20 protein-coding genes, 6 tRNA genes and 1 other RNA gene are annotated in these 22,220 nt (G+C 53.0%); 7 read left to right on the forward strand and 20 right to left on the reverse strand.

What is annotated here, in order from left to right:
* Window positions 1–35 precede the first annotated feature (35 nt).
* Window positions 36–932: a 50S ribosomal protein L3 N(5)-glutamine methyltransferase gene (gene prmB, locus WC392_08055; GenBank protein MFA5242314.1), complete on the forward strand. Its 897-nt coding sequence runs from the start codon at window positions 36–38 to the stop codon at window positions 930–932.
* A 135-nt stretch (window positions 933–1,067) separates the two neighbouring features.
* On the opposite strand, the gene WC392_08060 is transcribed toward prmB, so the two are convergent.
* The 3 genes from WC392_08060 to WC392_08070 all read right to left on the reverse strand — a co-directional run bounded on the left by WC392_08060 (window position 1,068) and on the right by WC392_08070 (window position 1,334).
* A tRNA-His gene (locus tag WC392_08060) sits at window positions 1,068–1,143 on the reverse strand.
* 21 nt (window positions 1,144–1,164) lie between these two features.
* Window positions 1,165–1,241 (reverse strand) — tRNA-Arg (locus tag WC392_08065).
* Between the two features lie 16 nt (window positions 1,242–1,257).
* A tRNA-Pro gene (locus WC392_08070) sits at window positions 1,258–1,334 on the reverse strand.
* 125 nt (window positions 1,335–1,459) lie between these two features.
* Here WC392_08070 and folD point away from each other — a divergent pair.
* The gene (gene folD, locus WC392_08075; GenBank protein ID MFA5242315.1) at window positions 1,460–2,314 is read left to right on the forward strand and encodes a bifunctional methylenetetrahydrofolate dehydrogenase/methenyltetrahydrofolate cyclohydrolase FolD; all 855 of its coding nucleotides are present in this window, start codon (window positions 1,460–1,462) and stop codon (window positions 2,312–2,314) included.
* A gap of 54 nt (window positions 2,315–2,368) precedes the next feature.
* Window positions 2,369–3,772, forward strand: a complete 1,404-nt coding sequence (locus WC392_08080; protein MFA5242316.1) for a PhoH family protein — start codon at window positions 2,369–2,371, stop codon at window positions 3,770–3,772.
* Window positions 3,773–3,888: 116 nt separating this feature from the next.
* On the opposite strand, the gene WC392_08085 is transcribed toward WC392_08080, so the two are convergent.
* Together WC392_08085 and WC392_08090 are read right to left on the reverse strand one after the other, a co-directional pair.
* Complete coding sequence (locus tag WC392_08085; GenBank protein ID MFA5242317.1) at window positions 3,889–4,272, reverse strand: hypothetical protein; 384 nt, start codon at window positions 4,270–4,272, stop codon at window positions 3,889–3,891.
* Window positions 4,273–4,290: 18 nt separating this feature from the next.
* On the reverse strand, window positions 4,291–5,184 hold the full coding sequence (locus WC392_08090; GenBank protein ID MFA5242318.1) for a LysR family transcriptional regulator: 894 nt from the start codon (window positions 5,182–5,184) through the stop codon (window positions 4,291–4,293).
* A gap of 101 nt (window positions 5,185–5,285) precedes the next feature.
* On the opposite strand from WC392_08090, the gene tadA reads away from it, so the two are divergent.
* Entirely contained in the window at window positions 5,286–5,786 is a 501-nt protein-coding gene (tadA, locus tag WC392_08095; protein MFA5242319.1) for a tRNA adenosine(34) deaminase TadA, read from the forward strand.
* Between the two features lie 198 nt (window positions 5,787–5,984).
* Here the strand turns inward: tadA and WC392_08100 are convergent.
* The 14 genes from WC392_08100 to WC392_08165 all read right to left on the reverse strand — a co-directional run bounded on the left by WC392_08100 (window position 5,985) and on the right by WC392_08165 (window position 19,534).
* Window positions 5,985–6,061 (reverse strand) — tRNA-Pro (locus WC392_08100).
* Window positions 6,062–6,096: 35 nt separating this feature from the next.
* Window positions 6,097–6,486 carry a MerR family transcriptional regulator gene (locus WC392_08105; protein MFA5242320.1) on the reverse strand — a complete coding sequence of 130 codons (390 nt, stop codon included), beginning with the start codon at window positions 6,484–6,486 and terminating at the stop codon, window positions 6,097–6,099.
* The gene (locus WC392_08110; protein ID MFA5242321.1) at window positions 6,461–6,769 is read right to left on the reverse strand and encodes an integration host factor subunit alpha; all 309 of its coding nucleotides are present in this window, start codon (window positions 6,767–6,769) and stop codon (window positions 6,461–6,463) included. The genes WC392_08105 and WC392_08110 overlap by 26 nt, the downstream gene beginning before the upstream one ends.
* A gap of 10 nt (window positions 6,770–6,779) precedes the next feature.
* A complete protein-coding gene (pheT, locus tag WC392_08115) occupies window positions 6,780–9,140 on the reverse strand; it encodes a phenylalanine--tRNA ligase subunit beta (protein MFA5242322.1) in 2,361 nt (786 codons plus the stop codon).
* A gap of 89 nt (window positions 9,141–9,229) precedes the next feature.
* Window positions 9,230–10,213 carry a phenylalanine--tRNA ligase subunit alpha gene (gene pheS, locus WC392_08120; protein MFA5242323.1) on the reverse strand — a complete coding sequence of 328 codons (984 nt, stop codon included), beginning with the start codon at window positions 10,211–10,213 and terminating at the stop codon, window positions 9,230–9,232.
* Window positions 10,214–10,288: 75 nt separating this feature from the next.
* Window positions 10,289–10,648 carry a 50S ribosomal protein L20 gene (gene rplT, locus WC392_08125; protein MFA5242324.1) on the reverse strand — a complete coding sequence of 120 codons (360 nt, stop codon included), beginning with the start codon at window positions 10,646–10,648 and terminating at the stop codon, window positions 10,289–10,291.
* A 12-nt stretch (window positions 10,649–10,660) separates the two neighbouring features.
* On the reverse strand, window positions 10,661–10,858 hold the full coding sequence (rpmI, locus tag WC392_08130) for a 50S ribosomal protein L35 (protein ID MFA5242325.1): 198 nt from the start codon (window positions 10,856–10,858) through the stop codon (window positions 10,661–10,663).
* Window positions 10,859–10,960: 102 nt separating this feature from the next.
* Window positions 10,961–11,479: a translation initiation factor IF-3 gene (gene infC, locus WC392_08135; protein MFA5242326.1), complete on the reverse strand. Its 519-nt coding sequence runs from the start codon at window positions 11,477–11,479 to the stop codon at window positions 10,961–10,963.
* Window positions 11,480–11,505: 26 nt separating this feature from the next.
* Window positions 11,506–13,422 carry a threonine--tRNA ligase gene (gene thrS / locus WC392_08140; protein MFA5242327.1) on the reverse strand — a complete coding sequence of 639 codons (1,917 nt, stop codon included), beginning with the start codon at window positions 13,420–13,422 and terminating at the stop codon, window positions 11,506–11,508.
* 53 nt (window positions 13,423–13,475) lie between these two features.
* A tRNA-Val gene (locus tag WC392_08145) sits at window positions 13,476–13,552 on the reverse strand.
* A gap of 75 nt (window positions 13,553–13,627) precedes the next feature.
* The gene (purL, locus tag WC392_08150) at window positions 13,628–17,608 is read right to left on the reverse strand and encodes a phosphoribosylformylglycinamidine synthase (GenBank protein ID MFA5242328.1); all 3,981 of its coding nucleotides are present in this window, start codon (window positions 17,606–17,608) and stop codon (window positions 13,628–13,630) included.
* Between the two features lie 144 nt (window positions 17,609–17,752).
* Window positions 17,753–18,490 (reverse strand): cytochrome c3 family protein, encoded by a 738-nt coding sequence (locus WC392_08155; GenBank protein ID MFA5242329.1) that lies wholly within the window; start codon window positions 18,488–18,490, stop codon window positions 17,753–17,755.
* A gap of 321 nt (window positions 18,491–18,811) precedes the next feature.
* Window positions 18,812–19,150, reverse strand: a complete 339-nt coding sequence (locus WC392_08160; GenBank protein ID MFA5242330.1) for a tetratricopeptide repeat protein — start codon at window positions 19,148–19,150, stop codon at window positions 18,812–18,814.
* A gap of 183 nt (window positions 19,151–19,333) precedes the next feature.
* Window positions 19,334–19,534 (reverse strand): DUF3330 domain-containing protein, encoded by a 201-nt coding sequence (locus tag WC392_08165; GenBank protein ID MFA5242331.1) that lies wholly within the window; start codon window positions 19,532–19,534, stop codon window positions 19,334–19,336.
* Between the two features lie 73 nt (window positions 19,535–19,607).
* Here WC392_08165 and WC392_08170 point away from each other — a divergent pair, with 73 nt between their 5' ends.
* From WC392_08170 to ffs, 3 genes are all read left to right on the forward strand, one after another.
* Entirely contained in the window at window positions 19,608–21,113 is a 1,506-nt protein-coding gene (locus WC392_08170; protein ID MFA5242332.1) for an NAD(P)H-hydrate dehydratase, read from the forward strand.
* A gap of 269 nt (window positions 21,114–21,382) precedes the next feature.
* Window positions 21,383–21,458: transfer RNA gene (locus tag WC392_08175), tRNA-Glu, on the forward strand.
* 45 nt (window positions 21,459–21,503) lie between these two features.
* Window positions 21,504–21,602, forward strand: an RNA gene (ffs, locus tag WC392_08180) — signal recognition particle sRNA small type.
* 22 nt (window positions 21,603–21,624) lie between these two features.
* On the opposite strand, the gene WC392_08185 is transcribed toward ffs, so the two are convergent.
* On the reverse strand, window positions 21,625–22,101 hold the full coding sequence (locus WC392_08185; protein MFA5242333.1) for a L,D-transpeptidase: 477 nt from the start codon (window positions 22,099–22,101) through the stop codon (window positions 21,625–21,627).
* Between the last annotated feature and the right edge of the window lie 119 nt (window positions 22,102–22,220).

The following is a 22,220-nucleotide window of genomic DNA, read 5'->3' on the forward strand; positions in this document are numbered from 1 at the left end:
AAGCGAGCCCACTGCAACAAACAAGGAAAACCCAAATGTTCGACCAGGCAAAAACCCAACTTTCCACCGTGCGCGACCTGCTGCGCTTCGCGGTCAGCCGCTTCAACGAAGCCAATCTGTTTTTCGGCCACGGCACTCACAACGCCTATGACGAAGCAGCTTATCTCATATTGCATAGCCTGCATCTGCCGCTCGATACCCTGGAGCCGTTTCTCGACGCCCGGCTGACCAGCGGCGAGCTGGAAAGTTTGCTGCATACGCTGGAACGGCGGGTCACGGAGCGCATTCCCGCCGCTTACCTCACGCACGAAGCCTGGCTGGGCGATTTCCGCTTTTACGTGGACGAGCGCGTGATCGTGCCGCGCTCCTTCATTGCGGAGCTGTTAAGGGAGCAACTATCACCCTGGGTGGAAGACCCGGAAGTCGTCACTTCCGCGCTTGATCTGTGCACCGGCTCGGCCTGCCTGGCGATTCTCATGGCTCATGTCTTCCCCAACGCGGAAATCGACGCTGCCGATTTGTCTCCGGACGCGCTCGAGGTGGCCAAACGCAACGTCGCGGATTACGCCATGGAAGAGCAGATTCGCCTGGTCCAGTCCGATCTTTTTGCCGCCCTGGAGGGGCAACGCTATGACGTGATCGTGAGCAACCCGCCCTATGTCAACGCCCCATCGGTGCAAGGGCTACCGCAGGAATACCGGCATGAACCGGAGATGGCGCTCGGTAGCGGGGAAGATGGTCTGGATGCCACCCGGGCCATTCTGCGCGATGCGCCAAAACATCTGAATCCGGGCGGGATATTGGTGGTCGAAATCGGCCACAACCGGGCTGCACTGGAAGCCGCATACCCGGAACTGCCGTTTACCTGGCTCGAAACCAGTGCCGGGGATGAATTCGTATTCCTGCTCAGGCGAGAACAACTGGGGAAATAATCCACAGAAGGCATAAGGAACACTGCCCAGCGGTATTTTATTATGAAGCGTTCCGAAAATCGTTTTTGCTGAAATTTAATCTAGCGCCATCCATAAAAAAACCGCCGTAAGTGGCGGTTTTTTTATGGAATTATTTGGGGTGGCTGATGGGGCTCGAACCCACGACAACCGGAATCACAATCCGGGACTCTACCAACTGAGCTACAGCCACCACTGGTGAAACAGACCTAACTGGCCTGCCCGACAGGAATCGAACCTGTAACCCCCAGCTTAGAAGGCTGGTGCTCTATCCGGTTGAGCTACGGGCAGATTGTCGGACAAATCCTGGTCGGGGTGGAGAGATTCGAACTCCCGACATCCTGGTCCCAAACCAGGCGCGCTACCAGGCTACGCTACACCCCGAAGACGCGCACTATACATGGCAGATAACGAAACGTCAACTTCGTATCCAGAGCTTTGCATCCTGAGCAAAACCGCTTTAAAGTGTCACTTAATTCCATTTTCATTTGAATAAAACAGCCCCTACCATGTCAGCACAGATTATTGATGGCAAAGCAATCGCAGACCAACTCCTGCAACAAATCAAACAGCGTGTCGAAGCACGGGTAAGCGCCGGCAAACGGCGCCCGGGTTTGGCTGTTATTCTGGTTGGTGATGACCCCGCTTCCTCCATCTATGTCCGCAACAAGCGACGGGCCTGCGACACCACCGGCTTTCATTCCGTTTCCTATGACCTGCCAGCAACCACAAGCCAGAATGAATTGCTGGATCTGATCGACAGGCTCAATGCCGACCCGGCTATTGACGGCATTCTGGTCCAGATGCCTGTGCCTACGCACATCGATAGTGAAGAAATTGTTGAGCGCATTCATCCAGACAAGGATGTGGATGGATTTCATCCCTACAACATCGGACGTCTTGCACTGCGAATCCCTGTTCTAAGACCATGTACCCCGCGAGGTGCAATGACTCTGCTGCGCAGTACCGGTGAGGAGTTAAGAGGCAAGAATGCAGTCGTAGTGGGCGCATCGAACACTGTGGGCCGTCCAATGGGACTCGAGTTGCTGCTGGCTGGTTGTACTGTAACAACCACGCATCGCTTTACCCGCGATTTGGCTTCTTATGTCAATGAGGCAGAAATTCTGATTGTAGCGGTTGGCAAACCCGGATTGGTCAAAGGGGAATGGGTACGAAATGGCGCCATGGTGATTGATGTGGGCATAAATCGCCTGCCAGATGGCAAGATATGTGGTGATGTTGAATTTGCCACCGCCGCGCAGAGAGCTGGCTGGATTACCCCGGTGCCAGGTGGAGTTGGTCCGATGACTGTTGCCACATTGCTCGAAAATGCAATTGATTCGGCAGATAAATTACATGTTTAATCATAATGTAGTGTAGTTTATATAAACTGGTATATTAACTTTTAGGGAGTGCATATGGGGTCCAGAAAGTCGGCTGCTTTAAACAAAATATTTGTGCTGGACACCAATGTATTGATGCACGACCCCACCAGCCTGTTCCGCTTTGAGGAACACGATATTTACCTGCCGATGATGACCCTTGAAGAGCTCGACAACAACAAGAAAGGGGTTTCTGAAGTAGCGCGCAATGCCCGCCAGGCCAGCCGTTTTCTGGATGAAATCGTTAGCAGCAGTAAAGATGCTATTGAACAAGGCATTCTGCTCAAAGACCATAGCAGTAGCAGCGCTACCGGCAAGCTATTCCTGCAAACCGAGGCCATTTCAGGTGAATTGCCGGTTAATTTTCCGATAGGCAAGGCCGACAATCAAATTCTCGCCGTAGTGATGCACCTGCAACGCCAGCACAGCAAGCGCAAGGTCAGCCTCGTCAGCAAAGACATCAACATGCGTATCAAGGCCCGCGCGCTGGGCCTTGCGGCAGAAGATTATTTCAACGACAAGGTACTTGAGGATACCGACCTTCTCTACACTGGCGTGCATGAACTCCCGGATAATTTCTGGGACCGGCACAGCAAGGATATGAAATCCTGGCAGGAATCCGGACATACCCTGTATAAATTAACGGGCCCCTTATGTTCCAGCCTTTTTATCAATGAGCTGGTCTATCAGGAAGACCCCAAGCCCTTCTATGCCATTGTAAAAGAGCAGCAAGGCAACTCAATGGTGCTGGAGACCCTGAAAGACTTCAGCCACCACAAAAACGCTGTCTGGGGCATCCATGCCCGTAACCGCGAGCAGAATTTCGCCCTCAACCTGCTAATGAATCCGGATATTGACTTTGTCAGCCTGCTGGGTCAGGCCGGCACAGGAAAGACGTTGTTGACTTTGGCTGCCGCTCTGCAACAAACGCTTGATCAGAAACGCTATTCTGAAATCATCGTCACCCGGGTTACCGTGCCAGTTGGAGAGGATATCGGCTTCCTGCCTGGCACAGAACAGGAAAAAATGAGCCCCTGGATGGGCGCGCTTGAAGACAATCTGGAAGTGCTTAACAAAACTGACGAAGAGGCTGGCGAATGGGGGCGCGCCGCGACCCAGGATCTGATCCGTTCCAGAATCAAGATCAAGGCCCTGAACTTCATGCGCGGTCGCACGTTTCTGAGCAAATTCCTGATTATTGACGAGGCGCAGAATCTCACGCCAAAACAGATGAAAACGCTGATCACCCGAGCTGGCCCCGGCACCAAGGTGGTTTGCCTCGGCAACATCGCACAGATCGACACACCCTACCTGACCGAAGGCAGTTCAGGCTTGACCTATGTCGTGGATCGCTTCAAGGGGTGGGCGCACAATGGCCATGTCACGCTATTGCGAGGCGAGCGCTCCAGGCTGGCAGATTACGCCTCTGAGGCGCTCTGAGAAGAACACCAGAGCCCTCGCCTTGGATGACTCGGCAACCCCTGAATACTCTGCCGGCAGGCTATCAGAAAAGTGTTGGCACCATCGCAAAGGGCTTCGATACTTGCGCGAGTGTTTTAACTGCCGTCCCCGGCATCATCGAGGTAGCGCTGGTATTGATTCGCAAACATGGCTTCCAATTCATCAATGACGTCTGCCGCAGGCTTGCCATGAAGCAGGTGTGAAGTCATGTGCTGGGATGTTTCATTGAACAGTCTGTTCTGGTCCAGCATAGGGTAAGTCGCCCGCAAACGCCTGATGGCCTTGACCACGCTTTCTTTATCCGGACGAGGGGTCATGTTCGGCAGCAGAAGTTTGTTTTCTGGCTTATTTTCACCCTGGCTCAGCAAAAAACCCATGAACGAGATCACGGTCTGCTGCTGCGCATTGTTTAATGCACGAAATAATTTTAGCGTCTCTTTCTCAAGGGGTTTTAGAGAAGCACCACTGCGTATCAGCATTTACTATTTACTATCAATCTAATCTTTTAACTTGTTGACAGCGTAATCAAGAAAAGCCTGTAACAGCCGTGATCTGAATTTTCCATCCGTGTACACCACTGACAATGGGCGAATCAGCGGCGGATTAAGTGAAACCGCTACCAGATCACCAAGCTTGAGCTCTTTCAGGATGGTTGAGCGTGACACAATTGCAACACCCAGTCCTGCCTCAACCGCTCCCTTGATCGCCTCTAAACTCCCCAATTCCATCATGATATGAAGATCATCCGGTGAAACATTGGCCCGGCGAAAATACTCATCTATCACGTTGCGTGTACCCGACCCCGTTTCACGGCTGATATAGGGCTGCTCAGCCAACAGTGCAGGTGCAATCTCGGACAGTTTTGCCAAATGATGCTGGGGCGTGCAAATCATCACCAGCTCATCTTCACAGCACACGGTACTTTTTAGTTGGGGATGGTGCGATGGCGCCTCAATCAAACCAACATCCAGGGTGTGATCAGCAACCTTGAGTTCAATATTATCCGAATTGGCGACAGTCAGGCGCGCCTGTACCTGAGGGTACTTCGCCATGAATTCTCCCAGTTTTCTCGGCAGCATGTATTCCGCAATCGTGGTGCTGGCGCCCAACATCAGAACACCGCTCACCTGACCCGTCATCTCCCCCATTCTGGTTTCCATTTCAGCCGTCAGGTTAAGAATCCGCTCGGCATAATCCAGAACCAGTTCGCCCGCTGGGGTGAGCGAAATTTTGCTGTGGCTGCGCTCGAACAACCGTGTATTGAAATGCTCTTCCAGTTGCTTGACCTGGAAAGTCACCGCTGGCTGAGTCATAAACAACAATTCAGCCGCTTTGGTAAAGCTGAGTTGTTTGGCAACCGTATAGAAAACCTGTAATCGGCGATCCGCCATGCTAATCCCATGCTTGTGTTAATCTAGACCCCGTATTCAATCATAAATCGGCATTTATGAATAGAATTTATTGGCTATAACAGGCAACCTTATCTGCTTTCATGACATACGACCACACCCCGGAACAAATCGACTTATTCATGGCTCACGCACTAGACCTTGCAAAGCAAGGAGCGGCGCTCGGAGAAGTGCCCGTGGGTGCAATCGTTGTTTACCAGAATCAGATCATTGGCCGCGGCTTCAACGCCCCGATCAGCCTGAGGGATCCTAGTGCCCATGCCGAGATTCAGGCTATACGCGATGCTGCGCAACACCTTGACAACTACCGTCTGGTTGATTGCAAACTATTCGTAACCCTCGAACCATGTGTGATGTGTGCAGGAGCAATCATGCATGCACGCATCAGGCATTTATTCTATGGTGCGAGCGACCCTAAAACCGGTTCCTGCGGGAGCATTACCAATCTTTTTATGGAGCAGCGTCTGAATCATCACACCAAGGTCACGGGAGGCGTCCAGGCAGCGCAATGCGGAAAATTACTATCAGATTTTTTTGCCGGCCGGCGACAACATAAAGCTGAAAAAAACAAACAGGTTGAATAGTGCAGGTGGACCAAATCCGGCGCGAGTTGCAGCCAGAGTCTCGCTACGTTGCGCTCCATATACCCGCGTGGGACCCACCTGAAGCGATCAAAGTGAGGGGTTTCGTTTTTTTGGCATGAAAAAGTTATCCAGATAGATTCCAGGGCAGCTTAAAAACAAAAAGGCCAATCACAAGATTGGCCTAAATGTTTGTTTTACTGGTCGGGGCGAGAGGATTTGAACCTCCGACCACTTGCACCCCATGCAAGTACGCTACCAGGCTGCGCTACGCCCCGAAGGCCGCAATTATAGCCAAAAACGACGATGATGGCTAGTTGCGTAGCAATTCCAGAATCCCTTTAATTTCGTTCCGAATGTGCGCAAGGTTGAAGTCGGATGAGTGCGCATAAGAACCTGAATCTTTTCCAGTAACGATATCGTTTTTAAAACCGGGGGCTTCATCAAGACGATTGCGGGCACCGCTAATGGTAAACCCTTGTTCGTAAAGCAGCTCTCGAATATGACGAATCAGCAATACTTCATGATGCTGATAATAACGGCGATTACCGCGCCGCTTCACCGGCTTGAGCTGGGTGAATTCCTGCTCCCAGTAACGAAGCACGTGTGGTTTTACGCCACACAACTCACTCACTTCGCCAATGGTGAAGTAGCGCTTCGCAGGGATCGGAGGGAGTTCAGCCTTGGACGCTGTTTCCTGCATATGCTTCTTCCACTAGTGCCTTGAGTTTCTGGCTGGCATGAAATGTCACGACACGTCGTGCGGTAATCGGGATTTCTTCGCCGGTTTTTGGATTGCGGCCTGGGCGCTGTGGTTTGTCACGTAATTCAAAATTGCCAAAACCGGAGAGCTTAACGCCATCTCCACTTTCCAATGCCATGCGAATTTCTTCAAAGAAAGATTCGACCATGTCTTTTGCTTCACGCTTGTTCAGGCCAACTTGTTCAAACAGCATATCAGCCAACTCGGCTTTGGTGAGCGTCATCAATTATTCCTCATGCCCGGAGTGTCGCATCGAAACGAGTAGCAAGAATATCCTTGATATTTGCCATTACCGTTTCAACTTCATCATCAGTTAAAGTTTTCTGAGTATCTTGCATCAGCACCTTGAATGCAAGACTTTTTTTACCTAAATCAATGCCTTTGCCACGATACACGTCAAACAACTTGAGATCTGTAACTGTCGCCGGAAGATGTTTTCTCATACCATCCAGCAAATCTTGAACATTTACGGCGTCATCGACAACAACGGCCAGATCACGCCTGACAGTAGGAAATTTGGAAATTTCACTAAATACAGGTAGTTTCCGCTGCATCAGGGCGGCAAGATCGATCTCGAACATGACCGCTGGCTGAGGCAAATCATATTTCTGCTGCCAGCGCGGGTGCAAAACGCCAATCCAGCCGACCGGCACTTCATTCAACAGTATCTGGGCCGATTGTCCTGGATGGAGTGCAGCATGGGTAGCTGCTACGAAGCCAAGTTCAAGTGGATAGCACAGCGCTTCGAGATCCGCCTTGACATCAAAAAAATCAGCTTGGCGCAATGCCTCGCCCCATTGCTCCGCCTTGACGCTGCCGAAGCACAAGGCAGCAACATGCTGTGGCTGATCATAGCCGCCCTCCCCGGCAGCAAAACAGCGACCGACTTCAAATATCCTTACCCGCTCATGTTTGCGGTTGAGATTAAAGCGCAACACATCCAGCAGGCCACCCAGCAACGTGGATCGCATCACTCCAAGCTGGCTCGCAATTGGATTCTGCAGTGCGACAGGGTTTTCGTTTCCGGCCAGGTCGGTCTCCCATTCTTTGTCAACAAAGCTGTAGGTCACCACTTCCTGAAAGTCACGGGCAATCAGCAACTGCCGAATTTGACTCTGCTCCTGCAACGATTCTTTTTGAGGGAGCAGACTCAGTGTGCTGTGCGGCGGCAAAGCCGGAATATGATCGTAGCCGTGCAACCTCGCCAGTTCCTCAATCAAATCCACCTCGATAGACAAGTCAAAGCGATAACTGGGCGCTGTCACGTGAAAATCACCATTCAGCTCAGTGAATTCGAAGTTCAGACGCTGCAGAAGTGATGCAATTGTATCCACACTCAGATCAACACCAAGCACACGCCGCGCGCGACCGCTGCGCAACACGATGACTTCGCGTTGCGGCAACTCTCCTGACGTTTCAGTGACTTCACCCGCATAGCCACCGCAGATTTGCTGAATCAATGCAGACGCACGCTCAAGAGCGATGCGAGTAGCAGAAAAATCCACGCCACGCTCAAAACGATAGGAGGAGTCTGTTGACAGGCCAAAACGACGCGCTTTTCCGGCAATTGCATCTGGGCTGAAAAACGCACTTTCAAGAAAAATATCTGTCGTGCTGTCTGATACTGAGCTGGTTTCGCCGCCCATGATACCCGCCAAAGCCAGCACAGCCGATTCATCGGCGATCACCAGCATATCCGGGTCCAATTTTACGTTCTGCTGGTTAAGCAGCATCAGTTGCTCGCCAGGACGGGCAAAGCGAACCTGAATGCGCCCCTTGAGCTTGGCCAGATCAAAGGCATGCAGCGGTTGGCCCAATTCCAGCATGACGTAGTTGGTGATATCCACCACGGAATTAATACTTCGCACCCCAGAGCGTTCCAGGCGGCGGATCATCCAGTCTGGTGTTGCCGCGGTCAGGTTCACGCCACGCATCACTCTGCCGCAATAGCGTGGGCAAGCGACAGACTCCAATACTTCAATTTCCAGCTTATCTGCAACAGTAGCCTGAACAGGCGCCATATTCAGCCCCAGTTCGAGTCTGGTTCCGGTCACAGCCGCCACCTCTCGCGCCACTCCAAGCATACCGAGGCAATCACTGCGATTAGGCGTCAGTTTGAGCGTAAACAAATGGTCATCGAGTTCAAGATAGCTGCGAATGGAAGTGCCCACAGGCGCATCGGCGGGTAACAGCATCAAGCCACTGCTTTCCCCTGCCAAGCCCAGTTCCTTGGCAGAACATAGCATGCCGAAAGATTCCACATTTCTGACCTTGGCCTGTTTGATCGAAATTCCGGGCAGTTCGGCTCCAACCAGAGCACATGGCACGCGTGCGCCTGCATGGACATTAGCCGCGCCACACACGATTTGCAGCGGCGCAGCCGCACCCACATTGACCAGGCATACATTAAGCCGGTCGGCATTGGGGTGCTTCTCCAGAGAAAGGACTTCCGCCACCACGATTTTTTCAAAAGCAGGCGCTACGGGCTCCAGCCCTTCTACTTCAAGACCGGCCATGGTCAAAGCATGGGCCAGTTGATTGCTATCGAGAGCGGGACTAACGTAAGTACGTAACCAGTTTTCCGAGAATTTCATATCAATTATTACCACGGAGAACACGGGTCACACTGGGCATTGGAGCAGATGGAGGCTTCCCCTACTCCCTATGCCCCCCCGTGGGTCAATCAGTTAAATTGCTTAAGGAACTTAAGATCATTTTCAAAAAACAATCTTAAGTCATTGACTCCATAACGTAACATCGCCAAACGCTCGACGCCCAAACCAAAGGCGAAGCCGATGTATTTTTCGCTGTCGATATTCACGTGCTTCAGAACATTGGGGTGGACCATGCCACAACCACCAATCTCAAGCCAGCCACCATTCCAGCTCATATCCATTTCAGCCGAAGGCTCGGTGAACGGAAAGAAGGAAGGGCGAAAACGTACCTGCAGATCATCGCGTTCGAAAAAACGTTGCAAAAAATCCTGCACAACACCCTTGAGATTGGCGAAGCTGATCTCTTCATCTACCCACAGACCTTCCACCTGATGGAACATCGGTGAATGGGTAGCATCGGAATCGACACGGAATACACGTCCCGGCGCGATGATTTTCAGTGGCGGCTGATTAACTTCCATATAGCGCACCTGCACAGGAGATGTATGGGTACGCAACACGTGCCGGGCATCCACATAAAATGTATCGTGCATTGCACGTGCAGGATGATTTTCCGGAATATTGAGCGCGGTAAAGTTGTAGAAGTCAGTCTCTATTTCAGGACCTTGAGCGACTTCAAAGCCAATAGAATGAAAAAGGGCCTCAATACGCTCCAGCGTACGCGTCACCGGGTGCATTCCGCCTCGACCGGCCCCACGTCCAGGCAGGGTTACATCCAGAGATTCCTTGGCCAACTGGGCGTGCAACTGCTGCTCCCGGAGCGCTTCGCGTCGTGCGGCAAGAGCCTGTTCAAGCTTGTCCTTGACCTCGTTGATGCGTGCGCCCGCAGCCGGGCGCTCATCTGCCGACAACTTTCCCAAACCTTTCAAAAGCTCTGTCAGGGCGCCATTTTTTCCGATAAAGCGGGATTTTACCTGATCCAGCTCAGCCGGGTTGTCAATGGCTTCAAAAGCCGACAAGCCCTGATTCAGTATTTCTTCTAGTTTTTCCATATTCGGGTCGTACTGCCTCACCGGGCGGTTCAAATAAAAAAGGAGGCCTGAGCCTCCTTTTTTAGGTTTTGCTGCTTAAGCGCTGAGGCTGGCTTTGGCTTGTTCGGCAATCCTGGCAAACGCCGGCTTGTCAAACACGGCCAGATCGGCCAGCACTTTGCGGTCCATGTCGATCGCAGCCTTTTTGAGGCCGTTGATGAATACGCTATAAGTCATGCCCAGTTCGCGAGCTGCCGCGTTGATACGGACAATCCACAGAGCGCGGAACTGACGCTTGCGCTGACGGCGGTCGCGGTAGGCATATTGACCCGCCTTCATCACCGCTTCTTTAGCGATACGGTAGACGTTCTTGCGGCGGCCGCGGTAACCCTTGGCCATATCCAGTACTTTTTTGTGACGGGCGCGAGCCGTTACACCACGTTTAACTCTTGACATTTCACGTCCCCCTTATGCGTACGGCATCATGGCGCGAACTTGGCGCATGTTGCTTTCTGCAACCATGGTCGTGCCGCGCAACTGGCGTTTACGTTTGGTGGTTTTCTTGGTCAGGATATGACGCAAGTGGGAATGGGTGCGCTTGACGCCGCCACCACCCAGAGCATTGAAGCGCTTTTTGGCGCCGCTCTTGGTCTTCATCTTAGGCATTTACAACTCCTGCTTTTATAACATGGATCTGGGCGTTCTCCGACGGAGACACTTATTGGCCTGGATACCACTTGTTTTACCCGCTAAGGGGCTTTCTACCAGCTACTTTTTCTTCGGTGACAAAACCATCACCATCTGACGGCCTTCCATCTTGGGAAACTGTTCAACCACACCAAATTCGGCCAGATCTGCTTCGACCCTCTTCAGAAGGCGCATGCCAAGTTCCTGATGGGTAATTTCACGCCCACGAAAGCGCAGGGTAATTTTAGTCTTGTCGCCTTCTTCGAGAAAACGAATCAGGTTGCGTAACTTAACCTGATAGTCGCCTTCGTCGGTTCCCGGACGGAACTTTACTTCCTTGACCTGGATCTGCTTCTGCTTCAGCTTGGCTTCGTGCTGTTTCTTGCTCTCGCTGTATTTGAACTTACCGTAATCCATCAGGCGACAGACTGGTGGTTGCGCGGTAGGCGCAATCTCTACCAGATCGATCTCTGCATCTTCTGCCATCTGCATGGCAGTGGACAAACTTACGATACCGAGCGGTTCACCTTCAACACCAACCAACCGGACTTCCTGAGCGGTGATTTCACCGTTGATCCGGCTTTCTTTTCCCTGAGCGATAGCTAAATCTCCAAATCAATTAAAAACTAAGCCGCGCTTCCCTTTTCGGCCAGATCCTTGGATAACCGCGCCAGCAACGCTTCCAGCGGCATCTGGCCAAGGTCTTCGCCCGTACGGGTCCGCACGGCAACTAGATTAGAGGCAACCTCCTTATCCCCTACAATCAGAAGATATGGCAGCCTCTGCATGCTATGTTCGCGGATTTTATAGGTAATCTTCTCATTTCTCAAGTCCAGATGGACGCGGAAACCATTTTGTTTCAAGCGTTCCGCCACTTGGTGCGCATATTCCGCCTGGGATTCCGAGATATTCAGTATCGCCATCTGAACTGGAGCCAGCCAAACCGGCAATGCTCCGGCATGGTTTTCAACCAGAATGCCGATAAAACGCTCCAGTGAGCCCAGTATCGCCCGGTGCAACATCACCGGAACCTTGCGTACATTATCCTCATCGACGAATTCAGCACCAAGGCGGCCCGGCATGGAGAAATCCACTTGTATCGTACCGCACTGCCAGGAACGGCCAATAGCATCCTTGATATGAAATTCGATTTTCGGGCCATAAAAAGCCCCTTCACCCGGCAACTCGTCCCACGTCATGCCCGAAGCGCGCAAGGCGGCGCGCAAGGCATTTTCAGACTTGTCCCATATTTCATCAGAGCCCACCCTGCTTTCCGGTCGCAGCGCCAACTTCACCGCCACATTGTTAAAGCCAAAATCCTTATAGACCTTCAACACCTGCGAATTAAAAGCCGTCACCTCAGATTCGATCTGCGCTTCAGTACAAAAAATATGGCCGTCGTCTTGCACGAAACCGCGCACCCGCATCAGACCATGCAGGCCTCCGGATGGCTCGTTGCGATGACATGAGCCAAACTCACCATAGCGCAGTGGCAATTCACGATAAGAACGCAGATCGGAATTGAACACCTGGACGTGGCCTGGGCAGTTCATCGGCTTGATCGCATATTCGTGTTTTTCTGACTCTGTGGTGAACATGCCGGCCTTGAAATGTTCCCAGTGTCCGGATTTCTCCCAAAGCGCACGATCTATGATTTGAGGGCAGCGAATTTCCTTGTAACCGTTATCCAGGTACGCACGCCGCATGTATTGCTCAATCACCTGCCACATCGCCCAACCCTTGGGGTGCCAGAACACCATGCCCGGCGCCTCATCCTGCATGTGGAACAGATCCTGCGCCTTGCCAATCTTGCGGTGGTCGCGCTTTTCTGCCTCCTCAAGTCGATGCAGATAAGCTTCCTGATCTTCCTTTTTTGCCCATGCTGTGCCGTATATGCGCTGCAGCATTTCATTTTTAGAGTCGCCGCGCCAATAGGCACCGGCCACCTTCATCAGTTTGAACACCTTGAGCTTGCCGGTCGAAGGCACATGTGGGCCGCGACACAAGTCGGTGAAATCACCCTGCGTATACATCGACAAGTCTTCTTCGCTGGGGATGGACTCGATAATCTGGGCTTTATAATGCTCGCCCAAATTCTTGAAAAAATGGATTGCATCCGAACGCGATACCACCTTGCGCTCGATTTTCAGATCAGCCTTGACGATTTCCGCCATCTTTTTCTCGATGGCCTGCAAATCTTCCGGAGTAAAAGGCCGTTTATAGGAAAAATCGTAGAAAAAACCATCCTCGATCACCGGCCCGATCGTGACCTGCGCTTCAGGAAATAGTGATTTGACCGCCTGGGCCAGCAAGTGTGCTGCGGAATGACGGATCACATCCTGTCCTTCCGCATCCTTGTCGGTCACGATAGCCAGTTCAGCATCGCCCTCAATCGAAAATGATGTATCAACCAGCTTGCCATCGACTTTGCCGGCCAGCGCTACCCGAGCCAGGCCGGCACCGATATTGGCGGCCACCTCGGCTACAGTCACTGCTTGTTCAAACTTGCGCTCGGAACCATCAGGTAAACGAATTACAGGCATAGAAATTAAGTCCGGAAACAAAAAATGCGGCAAGGCCGCATTTTAGGAAAAGCTGGTAGGCGCGATTGGACTCGAACCAACGACCCCCACCATGTCAAGGTGATGCTCTAACCAGCTGAGCTACGCGCCTAAGGGTGGCCGAATTATACGGAGAAGTTGGCGACAATACAACGAAAACCTTTTCACTTGAGGATAGGTATCGTTTTTAACCCACCCACTTTCGTGCATTGCGGAACATGCGCAACCATGGGCCATCTTCGCCCCAGCCATCGGGCTGCCAGGAATGTTGCACGGCACGGAACACCCGCTCAGGATGCGGCATCATGATGGTGAAGCGGCCATCCTTGGTGGTCAGGCCGGTGACACCTTGCGGCGAGCCGTTCGGGTTGGCCGGGTAACCTTGCGCGGGCTGGCCGCGATGATCGACGTAGCGCAACGCTACTTGTGCATTCTGCATGGCAGAGGCCGAAGCGAATTCGGCATAACCTTCTCCATGCGCAACCACGATAGGCATACGGCTGCCGGCCATGCCATCCAGGAATAGTGAAGGGTTCTTCGGCACTTCAACCATAACAAAGCGCGCCTCAAACTGCTCCGACTTGTTGCGCACGAAATGGGGCCAGTTTTCCGCGCCAGGTATGATGGAGTGGAGATTGCTCATCATCTGGCAGCCGTTGCACACTCCGAGGGCGAAGGAATCGCCACGCTGAAAAAAGGCCTCAAATTCACCACGTGCACGCGCATTGAACAGTATTGATTTGGCCCAGCCCTCCCCTGCACCCAGCACGTCGCCGTAGGAGAACCCCCCGCACGCCACCAGCCCTTTGAAATCCCGGAGCGACACTCGTCCGGCGATAATGTCGCTCATGTGCACGTCCACAGCAGTGAAGCCGGCACGATCGAAAGCCGCTGCCATTTCGACCTGACCGTTAACGCCTTGCTCGCGCAAAATCGCCATGGCTGGGCGAACGCCGCTATTGATGAAGGGCGCAGCGATATTCTCGTTGACGTCAAAAGTAAGAGCGGCCTGCAGTCCGGTATCGGTCTGGTCGAGAATACGGTCGAACTCCTGCTGCGCACATTCCGGATTGTCGCGCAACTTTTGCATCTGACTGGTGGTTTCCGACCAGGCGCGCTGCAAATCCACGCGACTTTCGCTGAACACTTCCACATCACCGCGCAGGATGCGCAGACGGTCAACTTGATTGAGCGTACCGATAACGTGGAATTCACTGCGCATCCCGGCATCAAAGAAAGTCTGCATCACCACTGGCGTGTCTGAACGGCGTACCTGCAAAACCGCACCCAGTTCCTCGTTGAACAATACGCTGAAAATTCGGCTCGAATAACTACCGGCGGGAATTTCAGGTTCGGACTTGCCATTTTCCTCCACATCGCTGCGAATCTGCTCGTAGCACAACTCGTCCAAATCGAGGGTGACACCGACATGGCCGGCAAACATCATTTCGCACAGGGAGGTAAACAGGCCACCGTCGGAGCGGTCGTGATAAGCCACAATTTTTTCGTCGCGATTGAGTTTCTGCACGGTCTCGAAAAACGCCTTGAGATGCCCGGCAACCAGCACGTCTGGCGCTTCATTGCCCACCTCCCCATAGACCTGGGCTAGAGCGGAACCGCCGAGGCGGGCGCGGCCACGGCCAAGATCGATCAAAATCAGATCGGTGTCACCCAGATCAGTGCGCAACAAGGGTGTCAGCGTACAACGCGCATCCGGAGTGGGTGCGAAGGCAGTAATGATCAGCGATAGCGGCGAAGTCACCGATTTCTTGACGCCATCTTCTTCCCACACGGATTTCATCGACATCGAATCCTTGCCCACCGGAATGCTCACGCCCAGTTCCGGGCAGAACTCCATGCCAATCGCGCGCACCGTGTCATACAGGGCAGCATCTTCGCCAGGGTGGCCGGCAGCAACCATCCAGTTGGCGGAAAGCTTGATGTCACCGATGTTGTCGATCAGGGCAGCGGCGATGTTGGTCACTGCCTCGCCGATCGCCATGCGCCCGGATGCGGGGGCATCCAGCAAGGCCAGGGGAGTGCGCTCACCCATGGCAAAGGCTTCTCCGATATAGGTGTCATAACCCATGGTAGTCACGGCCACGTCTGCAACAGGAACCTGCCACGGCCCGACAAACTGGTCGCGCGCGGTAAAGCCGCCCACGGTGCGGTCACCAATACTGATGAGGAAAGTTTTATCCCCGACGGCGGGCAGGTGCAACACGCGGTAAGCTGCGTCCTTCAATTCCAGTTTTTCAACATCAAACGCAGCAAGAGCACGCTGCGCATGAGCCACGGTACGGGTCATGCGCGGCGGTTTACCGAGCAGAACGTTCATGTCCATATCCACCGGCTTATTGCCAAAATGACTGTCATCCACCACCAGCTGCTGTTCGGCCGTAGCCTCACCAAGCACCGCATAGGGACAGCGCTCTCGATCACACATATCCGCAAAAAGTTTCAGGCTGCCTGGCTCAATAGCCAGAACATAACGCTCCTGCGATTCGTTGGACCATATCTGCATTGGCGACATGCCCGGCTCCTCCGAGGGCACATCACGCAAACGGAAATGACCGCCTCGACCCGAGCCATGTACCAGTTCCGGTAGTGCATTGGAAATACCACCCGCGCCGACGTCATGGATGGAAAGAATCGGGTTGGCCTCACCCATCTGCCAGCAACGGTCGATCACCTCCTGGGCACGATGCTGCATTTCCGGGTTACCGCGCTGCACCGAATCGAAATCCAGATTCTCGGCATTGGCGCCGGTGTCCATACTGGAGGCCGCGCCCCCGCCCAGGCCGATCAGCATGCCGGGACCACCTAGCTGGATCAGTAGTGCACCAGGCGTGACCTCGCCCTTAAATGAATGCCGGTCGGAAATATTTCCCATCCCCCCGGCGAGCATGATGGGCTTGTGGTAGCCGCGCATCTCCCCGGCAACTTCTTCCTCAAAAGTGCGGAAATAACCGGCCAGATTGGGGCGGCCAAATTCGTTGTTGAAAGCAGCCGCGCCGATCGGACCTTCGAGCATGATTTGCAGGGCCGAAACGATGCGCCCTGGCTTGCCATATGAGTGAGGAGTGGAGCGGTCGCCATAGATTTCCCAGGGCTGGACAAAGCCGGGGATATTGAGATTGGACACCGAAAATCCGCACAGGCCCGCCTTGGGCTTGGAACCGGTGCCGGTCGCGCCTTCGTCGCGTATTTCGCCACCCGAACCCGTAGCTGCGCCGGGAAAAGGTGAAATCGCGGTGGGATGATTGTGGGTTTCCACTTTCATCAGGATATGCGTTTTTTCGCTGACGTAACGGTAACGCTTGCCATCGGCATCAGGGTAGAAGCGTGCAATTTCGGCGCCTTCGATCACCGAGGAATTGTCCGAATAGGCAACCACCGTACCGCGCGGCGCCTTGGCATGAGTGTTGCGGATCATGCCAAACAGCGAGTAGGATTGCGGCTTGCCGTCAATTACCCAATCGGCATTAAATATTTTGTGGCGGCAATGTTCTGAATTGGCCTGTGCGAACATCATTAACTCCACGTCAGTGGGGTTGCGCCCAATGCGGGTGAAATTCTCCACCAGATAATCGATTTCGTCTCCCGACAGCGCCAGTCCCCATTCCCTGTTTGCCCGTTCCAGCGCAACTGCGCCGCCCACCAGGATGTCCACCGTCCGCAATGGCTGCGGCTCCACATGATGGAACAGCTTTTCCACCTGAGCAAAATCCGTCAGAACCATATCGGTCATGCGATCATGGATCAGCGGCAAGAGCACAGACTTTTCCTCCACCGTCAAAGTCGATCCATCACTTTTATGCACATAAAAAGCGATGCCGCGTTCGATTCGTTCGACCATTTCCAGTCCGCAATGCCGCGCGATATCCGTAGCCTTGGATGACCATGGCGAAATGGTACCCAAGCGTGGCGTCACCAGCAGCAATTCACCTGCAGGCAGCTCTTCCTTCGCAGCCGGACCATAACTCAGAATCTGCTCAAGTCGTTCCTGCTCGGAGGTATCCAGTGCGCGCTCGACCGTAACAAAATGCCAGTATTCGGCGTAAATATGGGAGATGAAAGGAGCGTTTGCGGCGATTGGACGCATCAGCTTGTCGTAGCGAAACGGGGAAAGTGCGTTGCGACCGCGTAGTGAAATGGCTTGAGACATGGGCAATCCGGGCAGATACGGGAAAGTTGGATTTTAACTCAAAACCACCCTTGATTAGGAGTCTGCCTGTGAGTTATTGCCATGCCAATTATTAGCCCTGCCGACTGGGCGGCAGGGCTAATTTCTTTTGGATATTTTTAGTTGTTACTTGAGATGACAAGTTGTGCACAAGGCACTTTGAGCATTTGTCATCCGCAAAAAAACCCCGATATTGGCATTATGCGGGTCGTGGCACGTCGCGCATTCGACTTTTCCGTTATAAAGCTTCAAGCCAGCGGCGGTGACATTGCCAACGGGGTTCAGACCTGTATTAATTGTATCGTCATAAGCCATGTTGACAGGATGTTCGTTGCTCAGATCGGTACCCAGGAAAGCGGCGCGCACTGCGCGTATTGTTGGACTAGCCCCGGCGCTGTGACACTGTCCGCAGGAATCCGCCGACGCATCAGTGCTCATACGAGCATGAATCGTGCTTGGAGTGAAAGGCTGATTGGGCATGTTCACCAGGGTATCCACGGCGATTGTACCGTCGTGGCAGGACAAGCATAGCGCAGAAGAACTCGTAGCCCCAGTGGGCTGTGAAGTCGTCAGCTTTGCAGTAGGTGAGCTGTACAGGGTATAGGTGGCAGTTGAGAAAGGCTTGTTCCAGAGCAACTTACCTCCATTGTCTTTATTGGAATCATGGGGCGTGTGGCAATAAACGCAGACCTGACCATAGTCATTAAAAACCAGGCCGTGATCATAGGCTGCGCCCATTCCAGCACTTAAATCATGCCGGGAGCCAACGATAGTCGCAAATGTTGTCAACGGAAGTATGATTAACCCGACAAGCAGCAGGAAGGATAACGTTTTAGAACGAATATTTAAAAATGAAATATGCATAAATAGCCCCGAATTCCAGAGAATCACAACCCATCACCAAACAATTAAAATAAACCTTATCGTCATGTAACCCGCCATTTAATCGAGTAAATGGCATGCTCAAATGTATACACATAAGGTTTTATAATATACGCATAGAAACATTCTATACCATTGATGACGAATGTGTAAAAAATATGTCAAGGAACAAGGGAATAAAGATTAAAAAAATTCATGTTACCGGGATCAGGCTGGCTGTTTTTTTATACAAAGCCAATATGCCCTTAATACCTCAGGCATCCAGAACATAAATATTTTTAGTGACTGCAGAAAGAGGGCGGTCTATCGCCCGGGAGGATTTTGAGATTCAGGGGGTGCTGACATGGCCCTGCCTGTGATGTAATCCCCGTTTTCAGGGTCATTTTCCAGCAAGTGACTGTATTGCTCCAGCGCCTCGGTGTGTTTTTCCTGCCAAGCGAGTATGCGCGCCAACAGGAAGCGGGCTTCCTGGTCCTCCGGATGAGTGGACAGCCATTGCCGCAACATTTCCTCTGCATCGCTCAGGCGGGCATTCTCAACCATCACCCGGCCCTGGTCGAATAATCCGGAAGCGCCATACACCGGGAATGCGGTAACCAGGCTAGCTCCGAGCAAAAAAATGGCGAATACTGAAAGTTTCATGATCATGGATTATTAATTTAGCGAAAATCCATCAGGGAGTTGGAGACTCAGAACCAGATCCAACAGCTTGAGTTTCCACCACTCGGGCAAGCGCCCCATCCCAATCCAGCCCCAGAAAATCACAACTCGAAATTATGAACACCCCTTATCGCAAAAAACTTTCAATGTCATTGCGCCTCACTTCTACCGGATGTGTTCGTCTTTTGCACGCCACAGCCCGAGGCATTCGAGTCCGCAAAAATGATGCACATAATCAGTTCCCTCGACACTCTGCGCTACGCTGGCCGGGATCTCGGTCATGCATACCTCGCACTGCACAATTTCGCACACATCATCATTCATGCAGGACACCACACGCGCACCCTCATGAGTAATATTTTCCATGATTCCTCCTCAGCAGGTGTTCCCCTTGTCTTAGGCACATAATAGACTAGGCACTCGGACAGGAGGCTCACCCATGCTCGTTGCAGGATTGACCCATAGCCAACCCCTTTTTCGCGGCCACGAATTCCGCCTCATCGAACAGGCAGCCGCGATGCCCCCCTCCACCCCGGCTCTTATGGAGCGCGCCGGAAAGGCAGCATCAGAATTGGCAACACAACTATTAGGCAATGGCTATAAAGTATTAGTTCTCGCCGGCCCTGGAAATAATGGTGGTGATGCCCTGGTGGCAGCGCGCTTCCTGCGAGAGCAAGGCTACCGGGTAACCGTGGTTTTGTCAGGTGAGCCTGCCAGACTGCCATTGGATGCCGCAGCGGCGCTTCTGGCCTGGCGCGAGGGTGAGGATGCAGATGAAGTGTTATCCGCCATTCCCTCAAACGGGCGCTGGGATCTTGTGATTGACGGCCTGTTCGGCATCGGCCTGGAGCGGGATCTCGATGAAAAATATCTCGATCTGGTAAAGCAGGTCAACCGGATGAAAACGCCAGTTCTGTCACTCGACATTCCCAGCGGTCTCGACAACGAAACTGGTCAGCCATTTCGAGCTGCCGTGCGGGCTGATCACACTCTTACCTTTATCGGCCTCAAGCCCGGACTCTTCACCGCCTATGGCCCGGATTTTTGCGGCCAGATTTACCTCGATACCCTGGATTTGCCCACTAGATTGCTGCCAGCCGCCAAAGGACAGTTGATCGGAGCAGAGGATGTATCAAGCTATCTCAAGCCGCGCCCGCGCAACAGCCATAAGGGCATGCAGGGAAGCGTCGGCGTGCTGGGCGGCGCCGAATCCATGACCGGCGCTGCCATTCTGGCCGGCAGGGCCGCGCTCCTGCTGGGTGCGGGCCGAGTATACGCTGGCCTGCTGGCAGGGAACGCCCCCGCTGTTGATCTGTTACAGCCTGAACTGATGCTGCACAGTTCTGATGCGTTGTTTCAGATGGATTTGGACTGCCTTATCATCGGCCCTGGAATGGGGCAGTCGGCACAGGCGCTTGGCTATCTTCAGCAGGCGCTGCAAAGCGATTTCAAGCTGATCATTGATGCTGACGCCCTGACACTGCTTGGCGCCCATGCTGAATTACAGAATCAACTTAAAATCCGCAAAGCCGCGAGCATTCTCACCCCTCACCCCACTGAGGCCGGTCGGCTGTTGGGTTGCAGCAACCACGAAATCCAGCAGGATCGTATCGGTTCAGCCCAGGTATTGGCCAGCCGCCTCAACAGTCTGATCGTGCTCAAGGGAGCTGGCACGGTGTGCGCTTTTCCTGACGAAACCTGGCATATCAATCCGACTGGCAATCCGGGCCTGAGTAGCGCCGGCATGGGAGACATTCTGTGCGGCATGATCGGCACCCTTCTGGCGCAGCGCCTTTCCGCCGAAAAAGCCACGCTTCTGGCGGTTTATCTTCATGGCCTGGCTGCGGACGAACTGGTAAAAAAAGGCACGGGCCCTATAGGTTTAACCGCATCTGAAGTGGCCGTAATGGCACGTAGCCTGCTTAACCGGTGGGTATATCCATAAGTAAAATGGCTTGACGGCCTCAAATTGTCTCCCTATAATGCGCAGACTTTTTGCTTCGAGCGACAAAGCGGACAAGATGAACCGGCTTGGTGTAGCAGCTTCTTACCTCGGTTTTTTCTGTACAGTTGTTGGCCTGGCGGTGGGTTTCTATCATCTGCCATCAGGAGATAGTGAAATAATTGGTTTTTGGTTAGCGTGGGTTCCGGTCGGTTTTATCTTGTTGCTTACGGGCATAACGACTACCCAACTGACAAAGAAGTAAAGCTTTAGTCCCTATCGTCTAGAGGCCTAGGACATCGCCCTTTCACGGCGGTAACACGAGTTCGAATCTCGTTGGGGACGCCAGAACAAAAAGGCTTGGGTCAAAGACCCAAGCCTTTACTTTTTTATGGCGGGCCTCCCCGCATTGCAAGGTGGTGAATCTGGTCAGGGGCGGAAGCCAGCAGCCACAGCCATTTATTGCAAGTGCCGGGGGTCAGGCTCGCCACCCTATTTCGTTGCAGCAACTTGATTACACAACCTCTACCCGCGTCCCTGCGGGCACCAGCTCAAACAACTCAACCATATCCCGCATTCGCATTCTTACGCAGCCGTGGGAAGCCGGTCTGCCTATGGCATCCTCGTGTGGCGTGCCGTGGATGTAAATGTAGCGTCGCATCGTATCGACCTCACCCAGGCGATTGAAACCGGGTTCACAACCGGAAAGCCAGAGAATTCGGGCTAATATCCAGTCCCGCTCGGGAAATTGCCGTCCCAGTTCCTCGCTATAAATCTCACCCGAGGGGCGACGGCGCACGAACACGGTATTTTCCGGCAGGCCCGCACCGATCCTGGCACGCACTACATGCCTGCCGCGCGGGGTGCAAAAACTGCCAGATACCTCCCCTACCCCATTTATTGCGGTAGAAACCGGATAGCGCCTGACCAGCCGGGATTCATCCAGCAATTCAAGCGTCTGTTTTTCTGTGTCGATTCTGATTTTGAGCAATTTAAAAGTCTGGATTCTAAAAGTGAAACCGTCTTGGGCCGGTACTGACTGGAGAGCCCGCATACCACTGCCTGACAACATTGGGCAAACAGACTAGATGCTATCATAGCCATTGAATT

This window comes from Sulfuricella sp. (genome assembly GCA_041651995.1).
Taxonomy (GTDB): domain Bacteria; phylum Pseudomonadota; class Gammaproteobacteria; order Burkholderiales; family Sulfuricellaceae; genus Sulfurimicrobium.

Bases quoted from the DNA above. Each gene is read 5' to 3' on its own strand.
- folD (MFA5242315.1), top strand. From the start codon at position 1,460: ATGTCAGCACAGATTATTGATGGCAAAGCAATCGCAGACCAACTCCTG.
- pheT (MFA5242322.1), bottom strand. From the start codon at position 9,140: ATGAAATTCTCGGAAAACTGGTTACGTACTTACGTTAGTCCCGCTCTC.
- WC392_08090 (MFA5242318.1), bottom strand. From the start codon at position 5,184: ATGGCGGATCGCCGATTACAGGTTTTCTATACGGTTGCCAAACAACTC.
- WC392_08155 (MFA5242329.1), bottom strand. From the start codon at position 18,490: ATGCATATTTCATTTTTAAATATTCGTTCTAAAACGTTATCCTTCCTG.
- rpmI (MFA5242325.1), bottom strand. From the start codon at position 10,858: ATGCCTAAGATGAAGACCAAGAGCGGCGCCAAAAAGCGCTTCAATGCT.
- WC392_08105 (MFA5242320.1), bottom strand. From the start codon at position 6,486: ATGCAGGAAACAGCGTCCAAGGCTGAACTCCCTCCGATCCCTGCGAAG.
- tadA (MFA5242319.1), top strand. From the start codon at position 5,286: ATGACATACGACCACACCCCGGAACAAATCGACTTATTCATGGCTCAC.
- rplT (MFA5242324.1), bottom strand. From the start codon at position 10,648: ATGTCAAGAGTTAAACGTGGTGTAACGGCTCGCGCCCGTCACAAAAAA.
- WC392_08110 (MFA5242321.1), bottom strand. From the start codon at position 6,769: ATGACGCTCACCAAAGCCGAGTTGGCTGATATGCTGTTTGAACAAGTT.
- WC392_08170 (MFA5242332.1), top strand. From the start codon at position 19,608: ATGCTCGTTGCAGGATTGACCCATAGCCAACCCCTTTTTCGCGGCCAC.
- WC392_08165 (MFA5242331.1), bottom strand. From the start codon at position 19,534: ATGGAAAATATTACTCATGAGGGTGCGCGTGTGGTGTCCTGCATGAAT.
- pheS (MFA5242323.1), bottom strand. From the start codon at position 10,213: ATGGAAAAACTAGAAGAAATACTGAATCAGGGCTTGTCGGCTTTTGAA.
- prmB (MFA5242314.1), top strand. From the start codon at position 36: ATGTTCGACCAGGCAAAAACCCAACTTTCCACCGTGCGCGACCTGCTG.
- WC392_08160 (MFA5242330.1), bottom strand. From the start codon at position 19,150: ATGAAACTTTCAGTATTCGCCATTTTTTTGCTCGGAGCTAGCCTGGTT.
- purL (MFA5242328.1), bottom strand. From the start codon at position 17,608: ATGTCTCAAGCCATTTCACTACGCGGTCGCAACGCACTTTCCCCGTTT.
- thrS (MFA5242327.1), bottom strand. From the start codon at position 13,422: ATGCCTGTAATTCGTTTACCTGATGGTTCCGAGCGCAAGTTTGAACAA.
- WC392_08080 (MFA5242316.1), top strand. From the start codon at position 2,369: ATGGGGTCCAGAAAGTCGGCTGCTTTAAACAAAATATTTGTGCTGGAC.
- WC392_08085 (MFA5242317.1), bottom strand. From the start codon at position 4,272: ATGCTGATACGCAGTGGTGCTTCTCTAAAACCCCTTGAGAAAGAGACG.